The following is a 20,561-nucleotide window of genomic DNA, read 5'->3' as shown; positions in this document are numbered from 1 at the left end:
TTACGCCGAACCGATTGTACTTTTCACAGCCCCCAGGCTGCTTGCAGCGGTTGGCCGGCGACACTAAGCTGCCGACTCGCCCATCCAATTGGTGCCGATATGGCCAACCCCAGACCTTCGCTGACCCTGACCCTGCTGCAAGCCCGTGAAGCCGCAATGGCGTTCTTCCGCCCGGCGTTGAACAAGCATGCCCTGACCGAGCAACAGTGGCGGGTCATTCGGATCCTGCGCCAGCAGGGCGAACTCGAAAGCCACCAGCTCGCCCAGCAGGCCTGCATCCTGAAACCGAGCATGACCGGAGTGTTGACGCGCCTGGAGCGCGACGGCCTGGTGCGCCGGCAGAAGTCCAGCCAGGATCAGCGCCGGGTGTTCGTGGGCCTCACCGAGCGCGGCCAGCAGTGTTTCGTCTCCATGAGCGAGGGCATGGAAAGCAACTACCAGAAAATCGAAGCGCAGTTTGGCGCGGAGAAAATGCAGCAGTTGCTGGACTTGCTCAATGAGCTGAAAAACATCAAGCCTTGAAGGTGAAAAAATTCATTAACAGGTGAACGTATTTGCCCGAGGCTGGCATCGCCGGCGCACATCCTCACTATCCATTTTCGGCACACATGCACGCGCTGCCCCGGGTTCGGAATGGAACTTGCGTGCGATACGACCTGTAAGCCTTGCAACTGAAAAAGGTTAGGTCAATGAACAATAATAATGTGCAGATGCCTGCGGCCTCGGTGGTGCTTCCACCGGCGTTACCCCTCCAGCGTTTCCTGACCAGCGACATCGACGAGCACGCTCGCAATATGGGCGGCTGGCAGGTTCGCTACGATCAGTTGTCACCTGGCTCCTTTGCCGGTGAGTTGCTGGAGTTCCGCTCGGACTGGATGCAACTGGTGCGCGACCGCTCTAATCAGGCCATGGTCAAGAGTGGTGTGGCCTGGAAAGGTGCGATCACCTTCAGCATTCCCTTGAGTGCCGACGGCCCGGTGTATTGCTCGGGGCATCCGATCCACGAGCCCAGCCTGTTGGTGGCCCACGGTGAAAACCTGCCCGAGCTGCACACTCCACAGCACTTGGACCTGCTCGGCGTGGCCATCGAAGAGCACGCCCTGGAACATGTGCTGGAGTGCCAGGGCATTCAGTTTCGAATTACCGATCTTCCCAGGTGTTACCGCTTGGGTGATTCATCCGTGCAACGTGACCTCGCGGCGTTGTTCGACGAGCTGGCGGGCTGCGATGCCGTGCTCGGGCATGACTCGATCCGCCGCGGCATCCGCGATGCGGTGATGCTGCATATGCTGGAGTTGATCGCCCCGGACCAGGCGCCACCCCTCAATCCCACGGCGCGCAAAAGGATGGTCGATCGCGCCCGCGAATATGCATTGAGTCACCTCGACGAGCCGCTGTCGATCCTCGACCTGTGCAACCACATCGGCGCCAGCCGGCGCAAACTCCAGTACTGTTTTCAGGAGACGCTGGGCATCAACCCGGTGGCCTATCTGCGGGCACTGCGCCTCAATGCGGTGCGCCGCGAACTGCGAACCAGCACCCAAGCCCACGGCGTACAGGAAGTGGCGGCGCGCTGGGGCTTCTGGCATTTGAGCCGGTTCGCAAGCGATTACCGCACCATGTTCGGCGAAAGCCCTTCCCAGACCCTGCGTCGCACGCAACTCTGCTGAAAACGGATAACCGCCGCACTCTGCGCGTTACTAGGATGGCCCACACCACTTGATGGGAGGGGCATTCGATGATTCACCACAATAATGCAAGCGCCACACGCATGACGCTGTTCACCCTGGGGCTGCTGGGTTGCTGCGCCAGTGTCCAGGCCACCGAGAACGGTGCGCCGACCACCGCTGTCGGTGTGTACGATTTCGGCGCGGGGATGATGCCGCCGGCCACGCCGTTCGGGACCGTGGGACTGCGCACGGCGTTTTACTCGGCCAATGTGCAGAAGGACCGTAACGGTCGCTCCGTCGACAACCACTTCTCACTGGATGTGTTGTCCATCGGCGTCGCCTACATGCGCATGACCGATCACACGGTGCTGGGCGCCAACTATGGTTTCGGGGTGGTGGTACCGTTCTTCAAGATGGACGCTTCCGTCAAGGTACCGACCCCGGCCGGCCCGCTGAGCCTGGAGGCCGATCCGTTTCGAATGGCCGACATGCAGTTTCTGCCGGTGATCCTGCAATGGAACCTGTCGCCGAACCTGTTTATCAACACGCAACTGCAGATCCAGGCGCCCACCGGTGACTACGACAAGAATCGTTTGATCTCCCCAGGGCTCAATCACTGGACGTTCTCGCCGATCGTCAACGCCACCTACATCACCGACAGTGGCTTCGAGGTTTCCTCAAGCGTTGAGGTGGACGTCAATACCCGCAACCCCGCGACCGACTACAAGAACGGTGTCGAATACCGCCACGAATTTGCCGTGGGCCAGCATGTAGGGCCGTGGACCCTGGGCCTGGGTGGTTACTACTACCGCCAGTTCAGCGATGACGACGCCCCGGGGTTGCAATCGGGCAACCGGGCGCGGGTGCTGGCTGTCGGGCCGGCCGTGAGTTACTTCAAGCCCGGCCTGCCGCCCATTTGGCTGCACGCCTACAAGGAAACCGATGCCCGCAACCGTGCCGAGGGTTACACCGTGGCACTGCGCATTTCTCAAAGTTTCTAAGGGGCTGGCCATGAACTCATCACATTCCGATTCCCCCTCGCCGCGGCAAGCCACCGGGCGCCGTGAAGGGCTGGTGCTGATGTTGGGCAGCAGCCTGACCATCATGGGCGCGGCCATGGTCGCGCCGATCCTGCCCAAGCTAGGCGCCGAGTTCGGTGCACTGGAACCGCGCGCCGACCTGCTGGTGCCCTTGGCGGTCACCGGGCCGGCACTCGCGATTGCGCTGTGCGCGCCCCTGGCCGGCTGGTTGGCCGACCGGGTCGGGCGCAAGGCGTTGCTGATAATCGCCACGCTGTTGTATGCCGTGCTCGGGGCCATCCCGGCGCTGCTGGATAACTTGCCCGCCATCGTCGCTGTACGCCTGCTGTTCGGCGCGGCGGAGGCGGCGGTGATGACCTGTTGCGCGACGCTGATTGCCGACTATTGGCACGGCGAGGAACGGCTGCGCTACATCAATCGGCAAGTGGTCACCATCGGTTTGGTCGGCTCGCTGTTCTATGTCGTGGGCGGCGCGTTGGGCGAACACTCCTGGCGTCTGCCATTCCTGCTGTACCTGCTGCCACTGCTGTTGGTGCCGATGATGATCAAGGTGCTGTGGGAACCCGCCGCCGCTCGCCAGCCCGTCGAGGTGGCTGAACAGGGCAGGGTGGCCGTGCTGCCGTTGGTGCTCGGTTATCTGCTGATCCTCAGTGGGATGGTGCTGAGTTTTATCGTGCCGATCCAGGCGCCGGTTTTACTTGTCAGCCTCGGCATCACTTCAAGCACGATGATCGGGCTGTCGGCGGGGGGCAGTCTGCTGGCGACCTTGGGCGGTTCGTTAGCCTGGCCGCTGCTGCGCCGGCGCATCGGCATCCCCGGTTGCAATGCGCTGTTGCTGAGCCTGCTGGGCCTGGGGTTGTGGCTGCTGATGCGCGCACCGAGCTACAGCATGGTGCTGGTGGCCGTGCTGATCCATGGCCTGGGCGCCGGGCTGCTGGTGCCCAACGCGATGGCGCCGGTGATGAATGCCCTGAGCGCGAAAACCCGCGGGCGCGGCTTGGGTGGGTTCACGGCGTTTCTGTATTTCGGTCAATTTGTCAGCCCGCTGGTGGTGGCCGTGCTCAGCGTTTATTCGGGTGACGTGCGTCGTTCAATCCTGTGGCTGGCCTGCGCCAGTTTTGCGTCGGCCCTGGCCTGGGCACTGGCAGGCCTGCAAGCACGGCGCAAAGCGCTGACCCAGGCATTCGGATCAAGTCATTCGTAATCAAGAGGAGATAGGCATGGACATCCACAACCTGCTGGACAGCGAAGACGCCACCGGTTTGGCCGAATGGGTCAGGCGCGGTGAGGTGCAGCCCGGCGAGCTGCTGGAAGCGGTGATCGAGCGTATCGAACGGGTCGAACCGCAGCTGAATGCGGTGGCCGAGCGGCTTTACGATTCGGCCCGCCAGTCGGTACGCGCGTCGCGCCCCGGCCCCGGTGTGTTTGCCGGGGTACCGACCCTGATCAAGGATCTGTTTTCGCCGGTCAACGGCGCGGCGATGACCCATGGCTCGCAGGCGTTGGGAGGCGCTCGCGCTGACTTTGACGCCGAACACGTAAGCCGTATCCGCCGTGCCGGGTGCGTGATTGTCGGTACCAGCACCTCACCCGAATTCGGCACCTCGTATTCCACCGAGTCGAACCGCTTTGGCGCCACGCGCAACCCCTGGAATATCGGCCACAGTGCCGGCGGTTCCAGCGGCGGCGCGGCAGCCTTGGTGGCGGCGCGCGTCGTACCGTTTGCCCATGGCAACGATGGCGGTGGTTCCTTGCGTGTGCCGGCGTCCTGCTGTGGGGTGTTCGGCCTCAAGCCCAGCCGTGGGCTGTTGCCTTCCGGGCCGATGATCGGCGAGGGCTGGGCCGGCATGGGCAGCCCCCATGCGATTACCTTGTCGGTACGTGACAGCGCCGCGCTGCTGGATGCCACGGCCGGGATCGACCTGGGCGCACCTTATGCCGCGCCGCTGCAGGCGCAGCCCTATGTCACCGCGCTGCAGCAGGACCCTCGGCCGCTGCGGATCGCCCTGGTCGAGCAGCTCGGGCCTTGGCCGACCTCCGGCGAAAGTGCGCAAGCCGTACGCCAGGCCGCCAGGTTGTGTGAATCCCTGGGCCACCGCGTTGAACCGGTCAACTTGCCGGTGGCGCTGCCGGCGTTTCTCGATCAGGTCTTCACCATCATCGGTGCAAGCACGCGTCACTACGTCGATGTGTTGGGGCAGATGCGCGGTTCCGCCGTACAGCCTGAGGAGCTGGAAGCCCGCACCCGCATTATCCTGCGCTGCAAAGGGGCCGTCAGCGGTGCGCAGTACGCCGGTGCCGTGGAATGGATTCATGCCTTGGGCCGGCAGTTGGCGGTGTTCATGCAGGATTACGACCTGATCCTCACGCCGACCCTGGCCCGCGAGCCGGTGCCGATCGGGGAGCTGGACCTGCAAGACGACCGCTTGAGCCTGGAGGAACTGATCGAACGGTTCCACAGCTACTCACCGTTCACGGCGCTGTTCAATGCCAGCGGGCAACCGGCGATGTCGGTACCGTTGTACTGGAGCGCTGCCGGCCTGCCGATGGGCGCCCACTTCGCCGCGCGCTTTGGCGAAGAAAGTACCCTGCTGGCCCTTGCGGGGCAGTTGGAGCGGGCCCAGCCCTGGCGCGGTCGGGTTCCGCCGGTCAACGCCTGTCGGTTGTGAGCGTCTGAGGGCTTCTGCATCGGGCGGGTGGACCGACCTGCCTGATGCAAAACGCCTTCTGGTCATTCAGCCGCGAATCGCTGCCTTTTTATCCGGTACATATCACCGTCCGCATGGCTGAGCAGGGTATCGGCATCTTCCCCGTCCTGGGGATAAACCGCCACGCCGATGCTGCAGGACGGCATCTTCACCCCACCAAACTCGGGCCCCAGCGGCTCGGCCATGACCGCGAGTATCTGCACCACCCTGACAGAAATAGCCTCCCGCGACGGGATGTCGGTCAACAGCACCGTGAACTCATCACCGCCCATCCGCGCCACCAGGTCGCTGTCGAGTACGCAGCGTTCCAGGCGTCGGGCGATCGCACACAGCACGCGATCGCCCATGGCATGGCCATGCACATCGTTGATGCCCTTGAAGTCATTGATGTCCAGGAACAGCAACGCCAGGCCGCGGTTGTGGGACTGGGCACTGTGCAGGGCCTGGTCCAGCCGATCATTGAACAGTGAGCGGTTGGTCAGGCCCGTCAGCGGATCATGGTGGGCAAGGAAGCGCAGTTCTTCTTCGGCCTGGGTGAGCGCCGTCACGTCCCGTGCGACGCCGATGCGCGCGCCCACCTCTTTGGACCAGAAGGCCGCCCACAGGATGTGCACCACGCTGCCGTCCTTGCGTATGTAGCGGTTGCGAAAGTCGACATGGGAGTGGCCATTCATGACCCGCACAATCGAGGCCCGGGTGCGCGCCAGGTCTTCCGGGTGCATGTAGTGGGTGATCAGGGTGCCGACCAGTTCGTCGGCACGGTAGCCGAGCAGGGCCTCGCAGCCATCGCTGACGAAGACAATCTGGCTGTCGCCGTCGACGACAAATACCGTATCCAGCATCAGGTGGATCAGTTTCGGGTACAGCGCTTGCAGGTCAACGGGCATGGGGCATCGGGCGTCCGGTTCATATCGGTCGATCATAGCCCGATCATGAGCTGGGGCGTCGAGCAATCCTGCACATTTTTTAGTCCGCTCGGCAGTTGCCGAGGGCGGTCTGGCAGGGGCTTTTCGCGTTGTGGGACGCGCTGGGAGCCACAGGGAGAGTTGTCGTACAACCGAATGCGCTATGATGCGCGTTCCTCCGCCAACCGAGATACCCGTTCTTGATGGACAACCCGAACGTCCAGCCCACCGTTCGCCGCCGGCACCGCAGCCTGGCCGAAGAACTGGTCACCGAGCTTTCCCGGCGCATCTGTTCCGGTGAGCTGCCGCGTGCCACCAAGCTGCCCACCGAATCCGAAGTGATGGCCGAACATGGGGTGAGCCGCACGGTGGTGCGCGAGGCCATTTCGCGCCTGCAGGCCTCGGGCCTGGTGGAAACCCGACACGGCGTCGGCACCTTTGTGAAGGATATCCCGAGCCCCAGCGGGTTTCGCATCGACCCGGACAGCATCGTGACCTTGCAGGATGTGCTGGCCGTGCTGGAGTTGCGCATCAGCCTGGAGGTGGAGGCTGCCGGCCTGGCGTGCGTGGGGCGCACCGACGAGCAATTGCAGGTGATGCGCGACTCGCTGGATGCGCTCAACTCGCGGGCGGTGAGTGCCGACTACGCGGTGTCGGCAGACTTTCAGTTCCACCAGCAAATCGCGTTGGCCACGGGCAATCGTTACTTCACTGACATCATGTTGCACCTGGGGCTCAACATCCTGCCGCGTACACGCCTGCACTCCAAACGCCTGGCCAACGCCAACAAGGAGCCCTTCCTGGAGCGCTTGAGCCGTGAGCATGAGGACATCTACAAAGCCATCCTGCGCCGTGACGCCGATGCGGCTCGGGCGGCGATGCGCCTGCACCTGTCCAACAGCCGCGAGCGTATGCGTCGGGCCTATGAAGCCGCCGCCGCCGAATTGTCGAACGGCCCGGCCGCGGTGAACGCGCCGCCCTGAAGCCGGCTGCCCGGTTCATCGGCCGGCGCTGGCGGTTGCTGCTCGACCTTGGCGCGAAACGCTTCCGAACTGTCCTTGGGCGCAAAGCCCAGGTGCTCGGTGTGCCGGGTGCTCCACCAGCGATCGCGATTGGCCGAGACGCCATACACCACACTGTGTCCCACATCCTTGGCCAGCAGGGCGCGCGCCACCAGGTGGTCCAGGTCGGTGTAGCTCAGCCAGGTCGACAGCATCCGCCGGTTGCGCGGCTCGGGGAACGACGAGCCGATGCGCAAGCTCACGGTTTCAATCCCATAGCGGTGAAAGTAGAACGCCGCCAGGTCTTCGCCGTAAGCCTTGGAGAGGGCGTAGTAGCCATCCGGACGGCGCGGTGAGTGCACGTCCAGTTCAACGTCCTGGAGATAGAAACCGGTGACGTGGTTGGAACTGGCAAACACAATCCGCTTGACCCCCTGCTGTCGCGCCGCCTCGTAAATGTGGAATGTGCCGCGAATATTGGCGTCGAGAATCTCCTCGAACGGCCGCTCCACGGAAATCCCGCCCAGGTGAACGATGGCGTCGACGCCGTTGACCAGCGCCGCCACGGCGGCCTTGTCGGCCAGGTTGCAGGTGATCACCTCGTCGTGCTCTCCACGGCTGGGGGCCATGGGGCTGATGTCCGATGCGCGGACGATGTCGGCATGGGCCTGCAAGGTGTTCCGCAGGATTTGCCCCAGGCCGCCGGCAGCGCCGGTGAGCAAGATGCGCGTGAAGGGTTTGGGTGGTGTGGTCATGGTCAGGTCTTCCATTGAACGCTGAATGCAGGTGGCTTGCCTGTCGAGCGATGCGCACTCGCCAGGCAAGTCGTGGGGGCTTTACATGAAGTTGTACTGGATGCCCAGGCGCCACCGCGCCTGGCGGTCTTCGGACGTGGCGTTGACCTTCACATCACCAATCTCCATGAACGGGGCCCATTCCTTGTTGAGCTTGTATTTGACGATCAGGTTCTGTTCGTAATCGCTCTTCTTGTTGTCGTAGCGGATGTAGTCAGTCTTGAAGTAGATGAACTGATATTCATACGCCCACTTACTGGCCGGCGTGTAGCCGAGCCAGCCCTCGAAACGATGGGTGGTCTGGTCATCCTTGATGTGGTCGGGCAAGTCCTCGTTGACCTGGTCGCGGTCCAGCTTCTTGGCGTCCAGGCGATAGCGCGTGGCGGCGTAGAAGGCGTCGTTGATCTTGTAGTTGTACTTGAGGCCGAACTTGTAGGTGGTCGAGTCTTTCGAGCTGTCCATCTGGAACGCCGGGGTCAACGTCGATTGCGCGCTGAGTTTGTAGTTGTAGCTCACGGTGAACTCGTGCCCGTTGTTGACCATGTTGTCGTAGGCGACGTCTTCACGGTCGCCGGCGGTGCGGTATTTCATTTCCGCTTCAAATCCCAGGCCACTGTCCAGGCGGTAGTTGAGCTTGATTCGGTCAGCGTGGGCGCTGTCCTCCTCGGTGAACTGGTGGCGGTAGTTGATGCTGGCAGAGTCAGCGCTGACATACAGCGGCAGGCCGAGGGTCAGGGCAGTAACGAGCGTGCGTAGGGTGGTGTTCATACGGTCTTCTTTTTTGTTTTTGTTAGGGTCGTTTGACGGTTGCTACGGCAGTGGGTTGTTGCGTATGGCTCTCATCTAATGTGCCGATATACGTTATCGTACGACAAGATGACTCGTCTATGGGTTATCGGTGGTTTTGAAACATCTTGAAATATATGTGCCCAGTGAATAGGGCTTTACAGTAATCCTAGTTATTCCTTAGTTGTCTTTAAAAATAAGGGTTTTGTCGGGATTTATTGAAAATGCATGCAGAAGAGGGGCGGGTTATTGGGTCTTTTCAAGTGTTGTACGATGACCTATGATCGGTCGCAACAGACGACACTCCCGTCACAAATCCAATAAGAAGGCTTACGACGTCCATGAGAATCACAGCAGTCAACGTCCAGGTATTTTCCTACCCGACCCGCCGCGCAGTGGACAGTGCCGGCCATGCGCACCCCGGTGATGTCACCCAGGCGCAGATGGCTTTGCTGCGCATCCAGACCGAAGACGGCCACGAGGGTTATGCCTTCGGCGCCCCTGAACTGATTCGCCCGTATGTACTGGATGGTTTCGTGCGCAAAGTGCTGGTGGGGCAGAACGCTTTCGATCGCGAAAAGATCTGGCACGACCTCGCGCACTGGCAGCGCGGCAGTGCCAGCCAGTTGACCGACCGCGCCCTGGCGCTGGTGGAGCAGGCCCTGTGGGATTGGGCCGGGCGCAAGCTGGGTGTGCCGGTGCACAAGTTGATTGGCGGTTTCCGCGACAAGGTGCCGGCCTACGGCTCCACCATGTGTGGCGACGAACTGCCCGGTGGCCTGGCCACCCCTGAAGACTACGGGCGTTTTGCCGAGACCCTGGTGCAACGCGGCTACAAGGCCATCAAGCTGCACACCTGGATGCCGCCGGTGTCCTTCGCCCCGAGCCCGCGCATCGACGTGCAGGCTTGTGCGGCGGTACGCGAAGCGGTCGGCCCGGACATCGCCCTGATGCTCGACGGTTATCACTGGTACAGCCGCACCGAAGCGCTGTACATCGGGCGTGAGCTGGAGAAGCTCGACTTCGCCTGGTTCGAAGAGCCGATGATGGAAGAGTCCGCCGAGTCCTATGCCTGGCTGGCGGGGCAGTTGGACATTCCGGTGCTGGGCCCGGAAACCCTGTCCGGCAAACACCTCGCCCGTGCCAGTTGGGTCAAGCACGATGTGTGCGATATCTTGCGCGCCGGTGTGGCGGGCGTCGGCGGCATTGCGCCGTGCTTGAAGGTTGCGCACCTGGCTGAATCCTTCGGCATGGATTGCGAGATTCATGGCAACGGTGCGGCCAACCTGGCCGTGGTCGGCGCGATCAAGAACTGCACCTGGTATGAGCGTGGCCTGTTGCACCCGTACCTGGATTACGACGAAGTACCGGCCTACCTCAAGCGTCTGGTAGACCCGATGGACAACGACGGTTTTGTGCACCTGTCCGACTTGCCGGGCCTGGGTGAAGACATCGATTTCAACTTCATCGAGACCAATACGCTTAAAAGCTTCTGACGTGTACAGGGTCAGTCCGGCATCAGTCGGGCTGATCAAGAGCCCTATAAATATAAAAAAGGCACTCTTGTTATGAGCATTTTCCCTTCGCTGTGGGCGCGGGTGTTCGTCGCCGCGCTGGCTGTCACCGCTGTACCTGCAAGCTTCGCAAAAACCCCGGCCGATCAATTGATCGTCGGCATGAGCATGATCAACCTGCTGTCCCTCGACCCGGCGGCGGCCACCGGCCTGGACGTGTCGGAGATCAACGCCAACCTCTATGACATGTTGCTGGTGCAGGACGTCGCCCAGCCGGATCGCCTGGTACCGGCGCTCGCCGAGCGCTGGCAGGTCAGTGATGACCGCAAGACCCTGACCTTCAACCTGCGCACCGGCGTGAAATTCCAGTCCGGCAATGACCTGAGTGCCGAAGACGTTGCCTGGTCGTTGCAGCGCGTGCTCAAGCTCAACCTCGCACTGGCCTCCACCTGGAAGGCCTACGGCTTTACCGCCGAGAACGTCGAGCGCTACATGCGTGCCACGGATGCCACGACCTTCGTGATCGAGCTGCCCCGGCCCACCGACCCGCTGCTGGTGCTCAACACCCTGGCGACCTCGCCGAGTGCGTTTGTCCTCGATCGCAAGAAAGTCCTCGAACACCAGAAGAACAACGACATGGGCGCCGCCTGGCTGGTGACTCATGCCGCCGGCAGCGGTGCGTTCGTGCTCAATGACTGGCGCGCCAACGACGTGATCCTGATGACCCGTTTCGACGGGTACTGGGGCGGCCCGGCCAAGCTCAAGCGCATCGTCATGCGCAACATGACCGAGTCGCAGTCGTTGCGCCTGATGATCGAGCGCGGCGACCTGGACATCGCCAAAGGCATGTCTGCGCCGGACATTGAAGCCCTGCAGAAAAGCGCCAAGGTCCGCACCCAGACCTTGCAGCGCGGCACCCTGTACTACGTCGCCCTGAGTGTGAAGCAACCGATGTTTGCCGATGCGCGCGTGCGCAAGGCCGTGCGTGCGCTGATCGATTACCAGGGCATCAACCAGACCGTCATGCCCCATTACGGCGTGATCAACCAACGGCCGCTGCCCCTGGGCCTGGCCGCGCGCCTGCCGGATCCGGGTTACACGCTCAACGTCAAGCAGGCCAAGGCCTGGCTGGCCGAGGCCGGTTACCCGAACGGTTTCAAGACCACCATTCGCGTGCTCGCCGAACCGCCGTTTATCAACATTGCCTCCAACCTGCAGTCGACCCTGGCCCAGGCCGGTATCGACGCCAGCATCATCACCGGCACGGGCAACCAGATCTATGGCGCAATGCGTGAGCGCAGCTTCGACATCATCGTCGGCCGCGGCGGTGGCGGGGCCGAACGGCATCCGCACTCCAGCCTGCGTACGCTGGTGTACAACCCGGATAACCGCGATGAGGCCAAGCTCACCAACTTCCAGGGCTGGCGCACATCCTTCTACAGCCCCGAGCTGAACCAGCTGATCGAGCGCGCGGAAGTCGAGCCTGACACAGGCAAGCAACTGGCCCAATACCGCGACATCCAGGAGCAGGTCGACCGGCAGGTCGGGGCCATTTTGCCGGTCTCGCAAATGACCGACACCGTGGTGGTGTACGAAGACGTGGCCGACTTCCAGGGCCATACCGCCGCGACCACGCGCTACAAAGACGTCTACAAGAAGCGCTGACCGATTATCAGGAGCTCACTATGTTTGTTATGACTGCCTCTGTCATGGGCGCTCGCGCGTCCAACACGGCCCGGCGCGCGGGTACGGTGCTGGTGACCTTGCTCGGCCTGCTGGCCCTGACGTTCATCATCGGCCGGGTCATGCCGCTCGACCCCGTGCTGGCGGTAGTCGGGCCGGATGCCGACAGTTCCACCTATGATCAGGTGTACCGGTCGATGGGCCTGGACAAGCCGATCTGGACCCAATTCGGTCTTTACCTCAATGACCTGCTCCACGGTGACTTCGGCAATGCGCTGTTGACCGGCCACCCGGTACTGGACGATATCCTGCGCGTCTTTCCCGCGACGATTGAACTGGCCACCCTGGCGATTCTGTTCGGCGTGCTGATCGGTTTGCCCCTGGGCGTCTGTGCCGCCAGCAACCAGGGGCGCCTCGGCGATCACGTGGCGCGGGTGATCACCTTGTTCGGCTACTCCACGCCGATTTTCTGGCTGGGCATGATGGGGTTGCTGGTGTTCTACGCCTGGCTCGGCTGGGCCGGTGGAGCGGGGCGCATCGACCTGGCCTATGACGGCATGGTGCCCGAGGTCACCGGCCTGCTGCTGATCGACTCGACCCTGGCACGTGACTGGGAGGCCTTCGCCAGCGCCCTGCGCCACATCGTGTTGCCGGCGCTGATCCTCGGCCTGAACTCGGTGGCGTATATCAGCCGCATGACCCGCAGCTTCATGCTCGAGCAGCTGTCCCAGGAGTACATCATCACCGCGCGGGTCAAGGGCTTGTCCCGGCGCCAGGTGGTGTGGGGGCATGCGTTTCGCAACATCCTCGTGCAGTTGCTGACGGTGGTTGCGCTGGCCTACGGCTCGTTGCTGGAGGGCGCGGTGCTGATCGAAACCGTGTTTGCCTGGCCGGGGTTCGGCCAGTACCTGACCAGCAGCCTGATGCTCGGCGACATGAACGCGGTGATGGGCTGCGTGTTGGTGATCGGCTTGATTTTCGTCGCGCTCAACCTGATCAGCGACGCCTTGTACAAGGTGTTCGACCCCCGCACCCGTTAACGCACTGCGCCGTACCGATAAAACTATAAAAAGAAGGAATTTTGCATGAAGACGGTATTTTCAACACTGCACCTTGGCCTGTTGACGGCGATGCTCGCCCTTGGGCCGATGACAACGGCCAGCGCCAAGACCCCCGCCGATCAATTGATCGTCGGCATGAGTATGGTCAACCTGTTCTCCATCGACCCGGCCAATGCGCCTGGCCTGGATGCCTCCGGCGTCAACGCCAACCTCTACGACACCCTGATCAAGCGTGACCAGGGCAACCCGGAAAAACACCTGCCGCAATTGGCCGAGCGCTGGGACATCAGCGAAGACGGCAAGCAGGTGACCTTTCATCTGCGCCAGGATGTGAAATTCCATTCGGGCAACCCGCTGACCGCCGAGGACGTGGCGTGGTCGCTGTACCGGGTGATGAAGCTCAATTTCGGCCTGGCCACCACCTGGAAGGCCTACGGCTACAGCGTCGAGAATATCCAGTCGCTGATCCGCGCCACGGACGCCCACACCCTGGTCATCGACCTGCCGCAGACCATCGACCCGCTGCTGCTGGTGGACTCCCTGGCGATCTCGCCGAGCGCCGTGGTAGTGGACCGCAAGACGGCCCTGGCCCATGAGAAAAACGGCGACCTCGGCGCCGGCTGGCTGGTGACCAACGAGGCCGGCAGTGGCCCCTTCGTGCTGACCAAGTGGAGCGCCAACGATTCGCTGCTGCTGACCCGTTTCGACGGCTACTGGGGCGGCGCGGCGAAGCTCAAACGCGTGGTGGTGCGGCACATGACCGAATCCCAATCCTTGCGCCTGATGCTCGAACGCGGCGACCTCGACCTGGCCTACGGCATGGCGGCGCCGGACATTCGCGCCATCGACGGCTCGGACAAGATCCAGGTGCAGTCATTGCCACGCGGCACCATGTACTACGTGGCGATGAGCATGAAGCAACCCGAGTTTGCCAAGCCTCAGGTGCGGGAAGCCGTGCGCAACCTGATCGACTACAAGGGCCTGGATGAACAGGTGATGCCGTACTACGGCAAGCTCAATCAGCAGCCGATGCAGTTGGGGCTGGAAGCGCGCTTGCCGGATCCGGGCTATCACATGGATGTGGCCAAGGCGAAAAAGCTGCTGGCCGAGGCGGGTTACCCCGACGGTTTCAACACCACCATTCGCACGCTGTCGGAGCCGCCGTTCATTGACATCGCCGCGCGCCTGCAAGCGACCCTGGCCGAAGGCGGGATCAAGGCCAGCATCGTCACCGGCACCGGCAACCAGGTCTACGGCGCCATGCGCGCGCGCAATTTCGAGATCATCGTGGCCCGTGGCGCCGAGCGCTATCCCCATCCGTATTTCAGCCTGCGCACCTTCGCCTACAACCCCGACAACAGCGATGACGCCGGCTTGCCGAACTTCCAGGGCTGGCGCGCTTCGTTCTTCAATCCGCAGCTCAACAGCCTGATCGACCAGGCGGGCGTGACGCGCGATTCGGCACAGCGGGTCAGCCTGTATCACCAGGCGCAGAGGCTCTATGACCAGCAGGTGGGGCCGATCCTGATGATCTCGCAGATGACCGACACCGTGGTCAGCGCTGCCGACGTCAAGGGTTTCAGTGGTGACGATGCCGAGGCCACCCGCTACCTGGGTGTCTACAAGCAGCGTTGAGTGGGGCTGCGGCCCTTCAGAATTCACACAGAGAAGATGCTTATGAATGCCAATCTGTCTTCCATCGACACGGCGGCGAAGCGGCCGGTGGATCGCTCGCCGGGCTCCAGTTTCGATGCCTTCTGCAAGAGCGGCCTGCGGGTGCTGCGTCACCTGTTGCGCAACCCCATGACCCTGGCGGGCCTGCTGGTTGCGCTGCTCTTGGTGGTGGTCGCGGCCTTTGCGCCGTGGATCGCCACCCACGACCCGGTCGCGCAAAACCTCGCCACAGCCTTGCAGGCGCCGGGCTCGGCGCACTGGTTCGGCACCGACGAATACGGTCGGGATATTTTCAGTCGGCTGGTCTATGGCTCGCGGATCACGCTGTACATCATTGCCCTGGTAACCGTGATCGTCGGTCCCATCGGGCTGTTTATCGGCACCGTCTCGGGCTACTTCGGCGGGGCGGTCGACACCGTGTTCATGCGCCTGACCGATATCTTTATTTCCTTCCCCAGCCTGGTCCTGGCGCTGGCCTTTATCGCCGCCCTGGGCCCTGGCCTGGAGCATGCGGTGGTGGCGATTGCCTTGACCTCATGGCCACCGATTGCGCGGCTCGCGCGGGCTGAAACCCTGTCCCTGCGCAACGCCGACTTTGTCGTCGCCGTGGAACTGCAAGGCGCGTCGCCGGCGCGGATTATCCTGCGCCATATCGTGCCGATGTGCCTGTCCTCGGTGATCATCCGCCTGACCATGAACATGGCCGGGATCATCCTCACCGCCGCCGCGTTGGGCTTCCTCGGCCTGGGTGCCCAGGCGCCGCTGCCGGAGTGGGGCGCGATGATTTCCACCGGACGCCGCTACATGCTCGAGTGCTGGTGGCTGGTGGCGGTTCCCGGGGCGGCGATCATGTTGGTCAGCCTGGCCTTCAACCTGTTGGGCGATGGCCTGCGGGACATCCTTGATCCGCGCAGCGAATAATCGGAGAACACCTTATGTCTGCCATCAAGCTGAATGTCGAAGGGCTGAATGTGCGCTTCGTCAGTGGCCAGAAAGAAACCCACGCCGTGCGCGATGTGTCCTTTACCTTGGGTCGGGAGAAACTGGCGATTGTCGGTGAGTCCGGCTCAGGCAAGTCCACCGTCGGGCGCAGCCTGCTCAAGCTGCATCCGCCCAGCGCCAGAATCACCGCCAAGGCCATGGCGTTTGGCGAGGTCGACCTGCTCTCGGCCAGTGAAAAGGCGATGCAGAAGATTCGCGGCCAGCGTATCTCGATGATCATGCAAGACCCCAAGTACTCGCTGAACCCGGTGGTCAAGGTGGGCGACCAGATTGCCGAAGCCTACCTGGCCCACCACAAGGCCAGTCGCAGTGATGCGCGCGAGCGAGTCATGCAGATGCTCGAGCAGGTGCACATCCGCGATCCGAAGCGGGTCTACAACCTGTACCCCCACGAGGTGTCCGGCGGTATGGGCCAGCGCATCATGATCGCGATGATGGTGATCACGCGTCCGGAAGTGATCATTGCCGATGAGCCTACGTCGGCGCTGGATGTCTCGGTGCGCCAGCAAGTGCTCAACGTGCTGGAAGAACTGGTAGACCAGCAGCAGATGGGGCTGATTTTTGTCAGCCACGACCTCAACCTGGTGCGCAACTACTGTGACCGCGTGCTAGTGATGTACGCCGGGCGCGTCGTCGAATCCCTGGCTGCCTGCGACCTGCAATACGCCGAGCATCCCTACACCCGTGGCCTGCTGGCCGCGCTGCCGAGCATGGATAACCGTCGCGTGCACCTGCCGGTGCTCAAGCGCGATCCACTCTGGCTGACTCAATAAGGAACCTGACCATGCCTATGATCCAAGCGCACGCCTTGAACCTGAGTTTCGGCACCGGCGCTGCCATCAACCAGGTGCTGCACGATGTGAGCCTGAGTGTCGCCGACGGCGAATCGTTCGGCCTGGTGGGGGAGTCCGGTTCGGGCAAGACCACCGTGCTGCGCTGCCTGGCCGGGCAATACCGGCATTGGAACGGCGAGCTGAGCATCGCCGGCGCGCCGTTGCAGCACAAGATTCCCAAGGAGCACTTTCGCAAAGTGCAGATGGTCTTCCAGGACCCCTACGGCTCCCTGCACCCCAGGCACACCATCGACACCGCCCTGCGCGAGCCGCTGATTATCCACGGGGTAGGGGACAAGGACGACCGGATCAACGAGATCCTGCTCAAGGTCGGCCTCAACGACAGCTTCCGCTTTCGCTATCCCCATCAGTTGTCCGGTGGGCAGCGCCAACGGGTGGCGATCGCGCGCGCGTTGATCCTTGAGCCCCGCGTGCTGTTGCTGGATGAACCGACCTCGGCCCTGGATGTGTCGGTCCAGGCCGAGATCCTCAACCTGCTGGCGGACCTGCGCCAGCGCGAGAAACTCACCTATCTGCTGGTCACCCATGACCTGGGGGTGGTCACTCACTTGTGCGACCGGGTGGCGGTGATGCAGCACGGCCGGATCGTCGAATTGCTCGACTGCCAGGCCTTGAGCCAGGACCAGGCCGTGCACGACTACACGCGCATGCTGGTGCAGGCCAGTCGTGACTTCAGCCAGGAGTCTGAGCGACGGCGGGTCGGCTGATTCCTGTAGTCATCGTATGACTATGCTTGATTGGTCATGCGCTGATTACTATGAAATGCGATTAATGTGCTGTTTTTATTGAGTTAAATCTAAAGGTGCGAACTAAGGCACTTAGGACTAGCTAACAATCATTTGTAGTTGTACGATGACGTACCTCTTAAGGTATCCCTTTATTTTTTGATTTGAGGTTTGCGAACATGACGCCACAAGAACTAAAAACAGTCCTGTCTTCCGGCTTGCTCTCGTTCCCGGTTACCGATTTTGACGCGGCCGGTGACTTCCGAGCCGACACCTATGCCCGCCGCCTGGAATGGCTGGCACCCTACGGCGCCAGCGCGTTGTTCGCGGCCGGGGGCACCGGGGAATTCTTCTCCCTGGAAGCCAAGGAATACACCCAGATCATCAAGACTGCCGTGGACACCTGCAGGGGCCAGGTGCCCATCCTCGCCGGGGCAGGGGGGCCGACTCGTCAGGCCATCGCCTACGCCCAGGAGGCCGAGCGCCTCGGTGCCGCCGGTATTCTGCTGATGCCTCACTACCTCACCGAAGCCAGCCAGAAAGGCCTGGTGGCCCACGTTGAGCAGGTGTGCAATTCGGTGGATTTCGGCGTGGTGGTGTACAACCGCAACCTGTGCCGTCTCAATGCCGACAGCCTCGAGCAGCTGGCCGAGCGCTGCCCGAACCTGATCGGTTTCAAGGACGGCATCGGTGAAGTCGAATCCATGGTGTCGATCCGTCGTCGCCTCGGCGATCGCCTGACCTACCTCGGCGGGCTGCCGACCGCCGAAGTCTATGCCGCGGCCTACAAGGCCCTGGGCGTGCCGGTGTATTCCTCGGCGGTGTTCAACTTCATCCCGAAAACCGCGATGGATTTCTACCGTGCCGTGGCCGCCGACGACCACGCCACCGTGGGCCGCTTGATCGATGATTTCTTCCTGCCGTACCTGGCGATCCGCAACCGCTGCGAAGGTTATGGCGTGAGTATCGTCAAGGCCGGTGCACGCCTGGTCGGCCACGACGCCGGCCCGGTGCGCGCGCCGTTGACCGACTTGCTGCCTCAAGAAGTGGAGCAGTTGGACGTGCTGATCAAGGCATTGGGCGCCCAGTAAGCCCCCTGTAGGAGCGAGCTTGCTCGCGAAAAAACCACAGACGACTCGGGCCACCCGGTAACGCTGTGTGTTGGTTGACGCGTTTCGCGGGCAAGCCCGCTCCTGCAACCGCCTTATCAACTACCTCGAAAAAACCGGGCGGCAGATGTAGCGCACCTCGGTGTGAATACCGGCAAAAACAAGGAGAACAACATGCCGTATCAACCCTCGAAAAAAACCTCGGTGCGTTGCGCGCTGGCCCTCGTGGCGCTTGGATGCAGCCCGCTGTCATGGGCGCTGCAAGCCCCGTCAAACCTGCAGGTACCGACGCTGGCCTTTGATGACCGGCAAATCATCCTGGTGTGGGAAAAACCTGCCGAGCATGCCGGCATCAAGGATTACCGGGTCTACGCCAACGGCACGCTGCTGGGCAGCGCGAATGCCAACAATGACCAGGTGTCACCGGCCAAACCCTACATCGACCAGTTTTATCGGCAAGACACCGCCAACTTCCACCATCGCATCGGCATTCATAGCTTCACTGCCCGAGGCTTGAAGCCCGACACTGTGTACCGTTTCACCGTGCGTTCGGTGGACGGCAACGGCAAGGAGTCCGCCGACAGCGCCCCGGTGCTGCAACGCACCACCCCGGTTGCGGCGGTATTTGACGTGAAAAAATACGGCGCCAAAGGCGACGGCAGTCACCTCGATACCCAGGCGATCCAGAACGCCATCGATGCCTGCACCGTCGGTTGCAAAGTCTTGCTGCCTGAAGGCACCTACAAAAGCGGCGCGCTCTACCTCAAGAGCAACATGACCCTGGAGATCGCCGAAGGCGCGACCCTGCTCGGCTCCGAGCGCGCCGAAGATTACCCGCTGGCCGGCTACATCCAGTACCCGTATTCCACCACTGTGCGCCCGGCCTCGCTGATCAACGCGTTGCCCCGTGATCCGCGCCAGCATCAGTCATTCGAAAACATCCGCATCGTCGGCCAGGGCACCCTCGATGGCAATGGCTGGAAGCGCAACGCCGATGTCGTCGACGAACGTGGCCAGGCACTGCCGTTCTACCTGCCCAGTGACAATACCCGCTATGCCCGGGACGGCATCCTCGCCAAGGCGCAGGTGGAACAGGCCGTGGCACGCGGCATGAACGTCAAGGACGCCTACGGGCAGATGCGCTCCTCGCTGATTACCCTGCGCAATGTGAAGAATGTGTTCTACGGCGGCTTCACCGTGGTGAACCCGGCGTTCCACGGCATCATGAACCTGGAGACCGAAAACGTGGTGCTGGCCAACACCACCCACACGACCTACGACGCCAACAACGGCGACGGCATCGAGTTCGCCAACAGCAAGGGCGCGATGGTGTTCAACAACTTCTTCGACACCGGTGATGACTGCGTGAACTTTGCGGCCGGCACCGGTGCCGACGCCGTGCACCAGCCGCCGCAGGAAGACGCGTGGATTTTCAACAACTACTTCCGCAAGGGTCATGGCATGGTGGTCGCCGGCAGCCACACCGGTGCCTGGATCCAGAACATCCTGGCCGAAGACAACGTGTCGGACGGCACCGATGCCGGGTTGCGCATGAAGAGCACCAACTTCATGGGCGGCGGCGCGCGCAACGTCACATTCCGCGACTCGGCGATCCGCAATACCGTCAAGCAGGCGTTCATTTTTACCCTCGACTACAACGACCCGAACGCCAAGCTCGACTATCAGCGCTCAACCATCGCGGGGCAGTTCAAGGACATCCGGGTGAGCGACGTGAGCGTCGAGAATGCCCAGGGAGCGGCGATCGAGGTCAAGGGTGATGCCTTGCACAACGCCTACCATCAGGGCCTGGTGTTTGAGCGCGTGCGCTTTCGCGGCGCGGCCAAGGCGCGTATCGATGGACTGAAAGACTCACGCTTCGACCACGTGGTCTTCAGCCAGACCGGCGCTGCCAACCCATGGCAGGTCAGCGATAGCCAAGGGCTGGTGTTCAAGGAGGTGGAGCCGGCACCGTAAGCGCAAACGTTATGGCGAATGGACCCTCGTAGTGAGCGGGCTTGCCCCGCGCTGGGCTGCG

Annotated in this window: 18 protein-coding genes; 15 read left to right on the top strand and 3 right to left on the bottom strand. The window is 62.4% G+C overall.

Annotation, left to right across the window (positions count from 1 at the left end; genetic code table 11):
* The first annotated feature begins 99 nt into the window (after positions 1-99).
* The 5 genes from hpaR to BLQ09_RS29905 all read left to right on the top strand — a co-directional run bounded on the left by hpaR (position 100) and on the right by BLQ09_RS29905 (position 5,379).
* Positions 100-522 (top strand): homoprotocatechuate degradation operon regulator HpaR, encoded by a 423-nt coding sequence (gene hpaR, locus BLQ09_RS29925; RefSeq protein ID WP_027603497.1) that lies wholly within the window; start codon positions 100-102, stop codon positions 520-522.
* 167 nt (positions 523-689) lie between these two features.
* Positions 690-1,670: a helix-turn-helix domain-containing protein gene (locus BLQ09_RS29920; RefSeq protein ID WP_065939661.1), complete on the top strand. Its 981-nt coding sequence runs from the start codon at positions 690-692 to the stop codon at positions 1,668-1,670.
* Positions 1,671-1,738: 68 nt separating this feature from the next.
* Entirely contained in the window at positions 1,739-2,671 is a 933-nt protein-coding gene (locus BLQ09_RS29915) for a SphA family protein (protein ID WP_175472343.1), read from the top strand.
* A 10-nt stretch (positions 2,672-2,681) separates the two neighbouring features.
* Entirely contained in the window at positions 2,682-3,914 is a 1,233-nt protein-coding gene (locus BLQ09_RS29910; protein ID WP_027603500.1) for an MFS transporter, read from the top strand.
* Positions 3,915-3,930: 16 nt separating this feature from the next.
* A complete protein-coding gene (locus tag BLQ09_RS29905; RefSeq protein WP_092359642.1) occupies positions 3,931-5,379 on the top strand; it encodes an amidase in 1,449 nt (482 codons plus the stop codon).
* A gap of 62 nt (positions 5,380-5,441) precedes the next feature.
* Here the strand turns inward: BLQ09_RS29905 and BLQ09_RS29900 are convergent, their stop codons facing one another.
* On the bottom strand, positions 5,442-6,305 hold the full coding sequence (locus tag BLQ09_RS29900; RefSeq protein ID WP_092359701.1) for a sensor domain-containing diguanylate cyclase: 864 nt from the start codon (positions 6,303-6,305) through the stop codon (positions 5,442-5,444).
* A 221-nt stretch (positions 6,306-6,526) separates the two neighbouring features.
* Here BLQ09_RS29900 and BLQ09_RS29895 point away from each other — a divergent pair, with 221 nt between their 5' ends.
* A complete protein-coding gene (locus BLQ09_RS29895) occupies positions 6,527-7,306 on the top strand; it encodes a FadR/GntR family transcriptional regulator (protein ID WP_027603503.1) in 780 nt (259 codons plus the stop codon).
* On the opposite strand, the gene BLQ09_RS29890 is transcribed toward BLQ09_RS29895, so the two are convergent.
* Together BLQ09_RS29890 and BLQ09_RS29885 are read right to left on the bottom strand one after the other, a co-directional pair.
* On the bottom strand, positions 7,246-8,079 hold the full coding sequence (locus tag BLQ09_RS29890) for an NAD-dependent epimerase/dehydratase family protein (RefSeq protein WP_092359699.1): 834 nt from the start codon (positions 8,077-8,079) through the stop codon (positions 7,246-7,248). The genes BLQ09_RS29895 and BLQ09_RS29890 overlap by 61 nt on opposite strands.
* A gap of 81 nt (positions 8,080-8,160) precedes the next feature.
* Positions 8,161-8,886 carry an oligogalacturonate-specific porin KdgM family protein gene (locus tag BLQ09_RS29885; RefSeq protein ID WP_092359640.1) on the bottom strand — a complete coding sequence of 242 codons (726 nt, stop codon included), beginning with the start codon at positions 8,884-8,886 and terminating at the stop codon, positions 8,161-8,163.
* Positions 8,887-9,245: 359 nt separating this feature from the next.
* Between BLQ09_RS29885 and BLQ09_RS29880 the strand changes: the two genes are divergently transcribed.
* The 9 genes from BLQ09_RS29880 to BLQ09_RS29840 all read left to right on the top strand — a co-directional run bounded on the left by BLQ09_RS29880 (position 9,246) and on the right by BLQ09_RS29840 (position 20,500).
* On the top strand, positions 9,246-10,400 hold the full coding sequence (locus BLQ09_RS29880) for a mandelate racemase family protein (protein WP_092359637.1): 1,155 nt from the start codon (positions 9,246-9,248) through the stop codon (positions 10,398-10,400).
* A 72-nt stretch (positions 10,401-10,472) separates the two neighbouring features.
* Entirely contained in the window at positions 10,473-12,083 is a 1,611-nt protein-coding gene (locus BLQ09_RS29875; RefSeq protein ID WP_092359635.1) for an ABC transporter substrate-binding protein, read from the top strand.
* A 20-nt stretch (positions 12,084-12,103) separates the two neighbouring features.
* The gene (locus tag BLQ09_RS29870; protein WP_065923970.1) at positions 12,104-13,141 is read left to right on the top strand and encodes an ABC transporter permease; all 1,038 of its coding nucleotides are present in this window, start codon (positions 12,104-12,106) and stop codon (positions 13,139-13,141) included.
* A gap of 45 nt (positions 13,142-13,186) precedes the next feature.
* Complete coding sequence (locus tag BLQ09_RS29865) at positions 13,187-14,797, top strand: ABC transporter substrate-binding protein (protein ID WP_092359633.1); 1,611 nt, start codon at positions 13,187-13,189, stop codon at positions 14,795-14,797.
* 42 nt (positions 14,798-14,839) lie between these two features.
* A complete protein-coding gene (locus BLQ09_RS29860) occupies positions 14,840-15,757 on the top strand; it encodes an ABC transporter permease (protein ID WP_027603510.1) in 918 nt (305 codons plus the stop codon).
* Positions 15,758-15,771: 14 nt separating this feature from the next.
* Positions 15,772-16,611 (top strand): ABC transporter ATP-binding protein, encoded by an 840-nt coding sequence (locus tag BLQ09_RS29855; RefSeq protein ID WP_065923972.1) that lies wholly within the window; start codon positions 15,772-15,774, stop codon positions 16,609-16,611.
* Between the two features lie 11 nt (positions 16,612-16,622).
* Positions 16,623-17,399: an ABC transporter ATP-binding protein gene (locus tag BLQ09_RS29850; protein ID WP_065939670.1), complete on the top strand. Its 777-nt coding sequence runs from the start codon at positions 16,623-16,625 to the stop codon at positions 17,397-17,399.
* 197 nt (positions 17,400-17,596) lie between these two features.
* Complete coding sequence (gene kdgD / locus BLQ09_RS29845; protein ID WP_027603513.1) at positions 17,597-18,508, top strand: 5-dehydro-4-deoxyglucarate dehydratase; 912 nt, start codon at positions 17,597-17,599, stop codon at positions 18,506-18,508.
* 192 nt (positions 18,509-18,700) lie between these two features.
* A complete protein-coding gene (locus BLQ09_RS29840) occupies positions 18,701-20,500 on the top strand; it encodes a glycosyl hydrolase family 28 protein (RefSeq protein WP_092359631.1) in 1,800 nt (599 codons plus the stop codon).
* Positions 20,501-20,561 lie beyond the last annotated feature (61 nt).

Source organism: Pseudomonas sp. NFACC25, assembly GCF_900100935.1.
In the GTDB taxonomy this organism is placed as follows: domain Bacteria; phylum Pseudomonadota; class Gammaproteobacteria; order Pseudomonadales; family Pseudomonadaceae; genus Aquipseudomonas; species Aquipseudomonas marginalis.
Note: the sequence above shows the minus strand (reverse complement) of the source record. Positions and strands in the feature narration are given on the sequence as shown.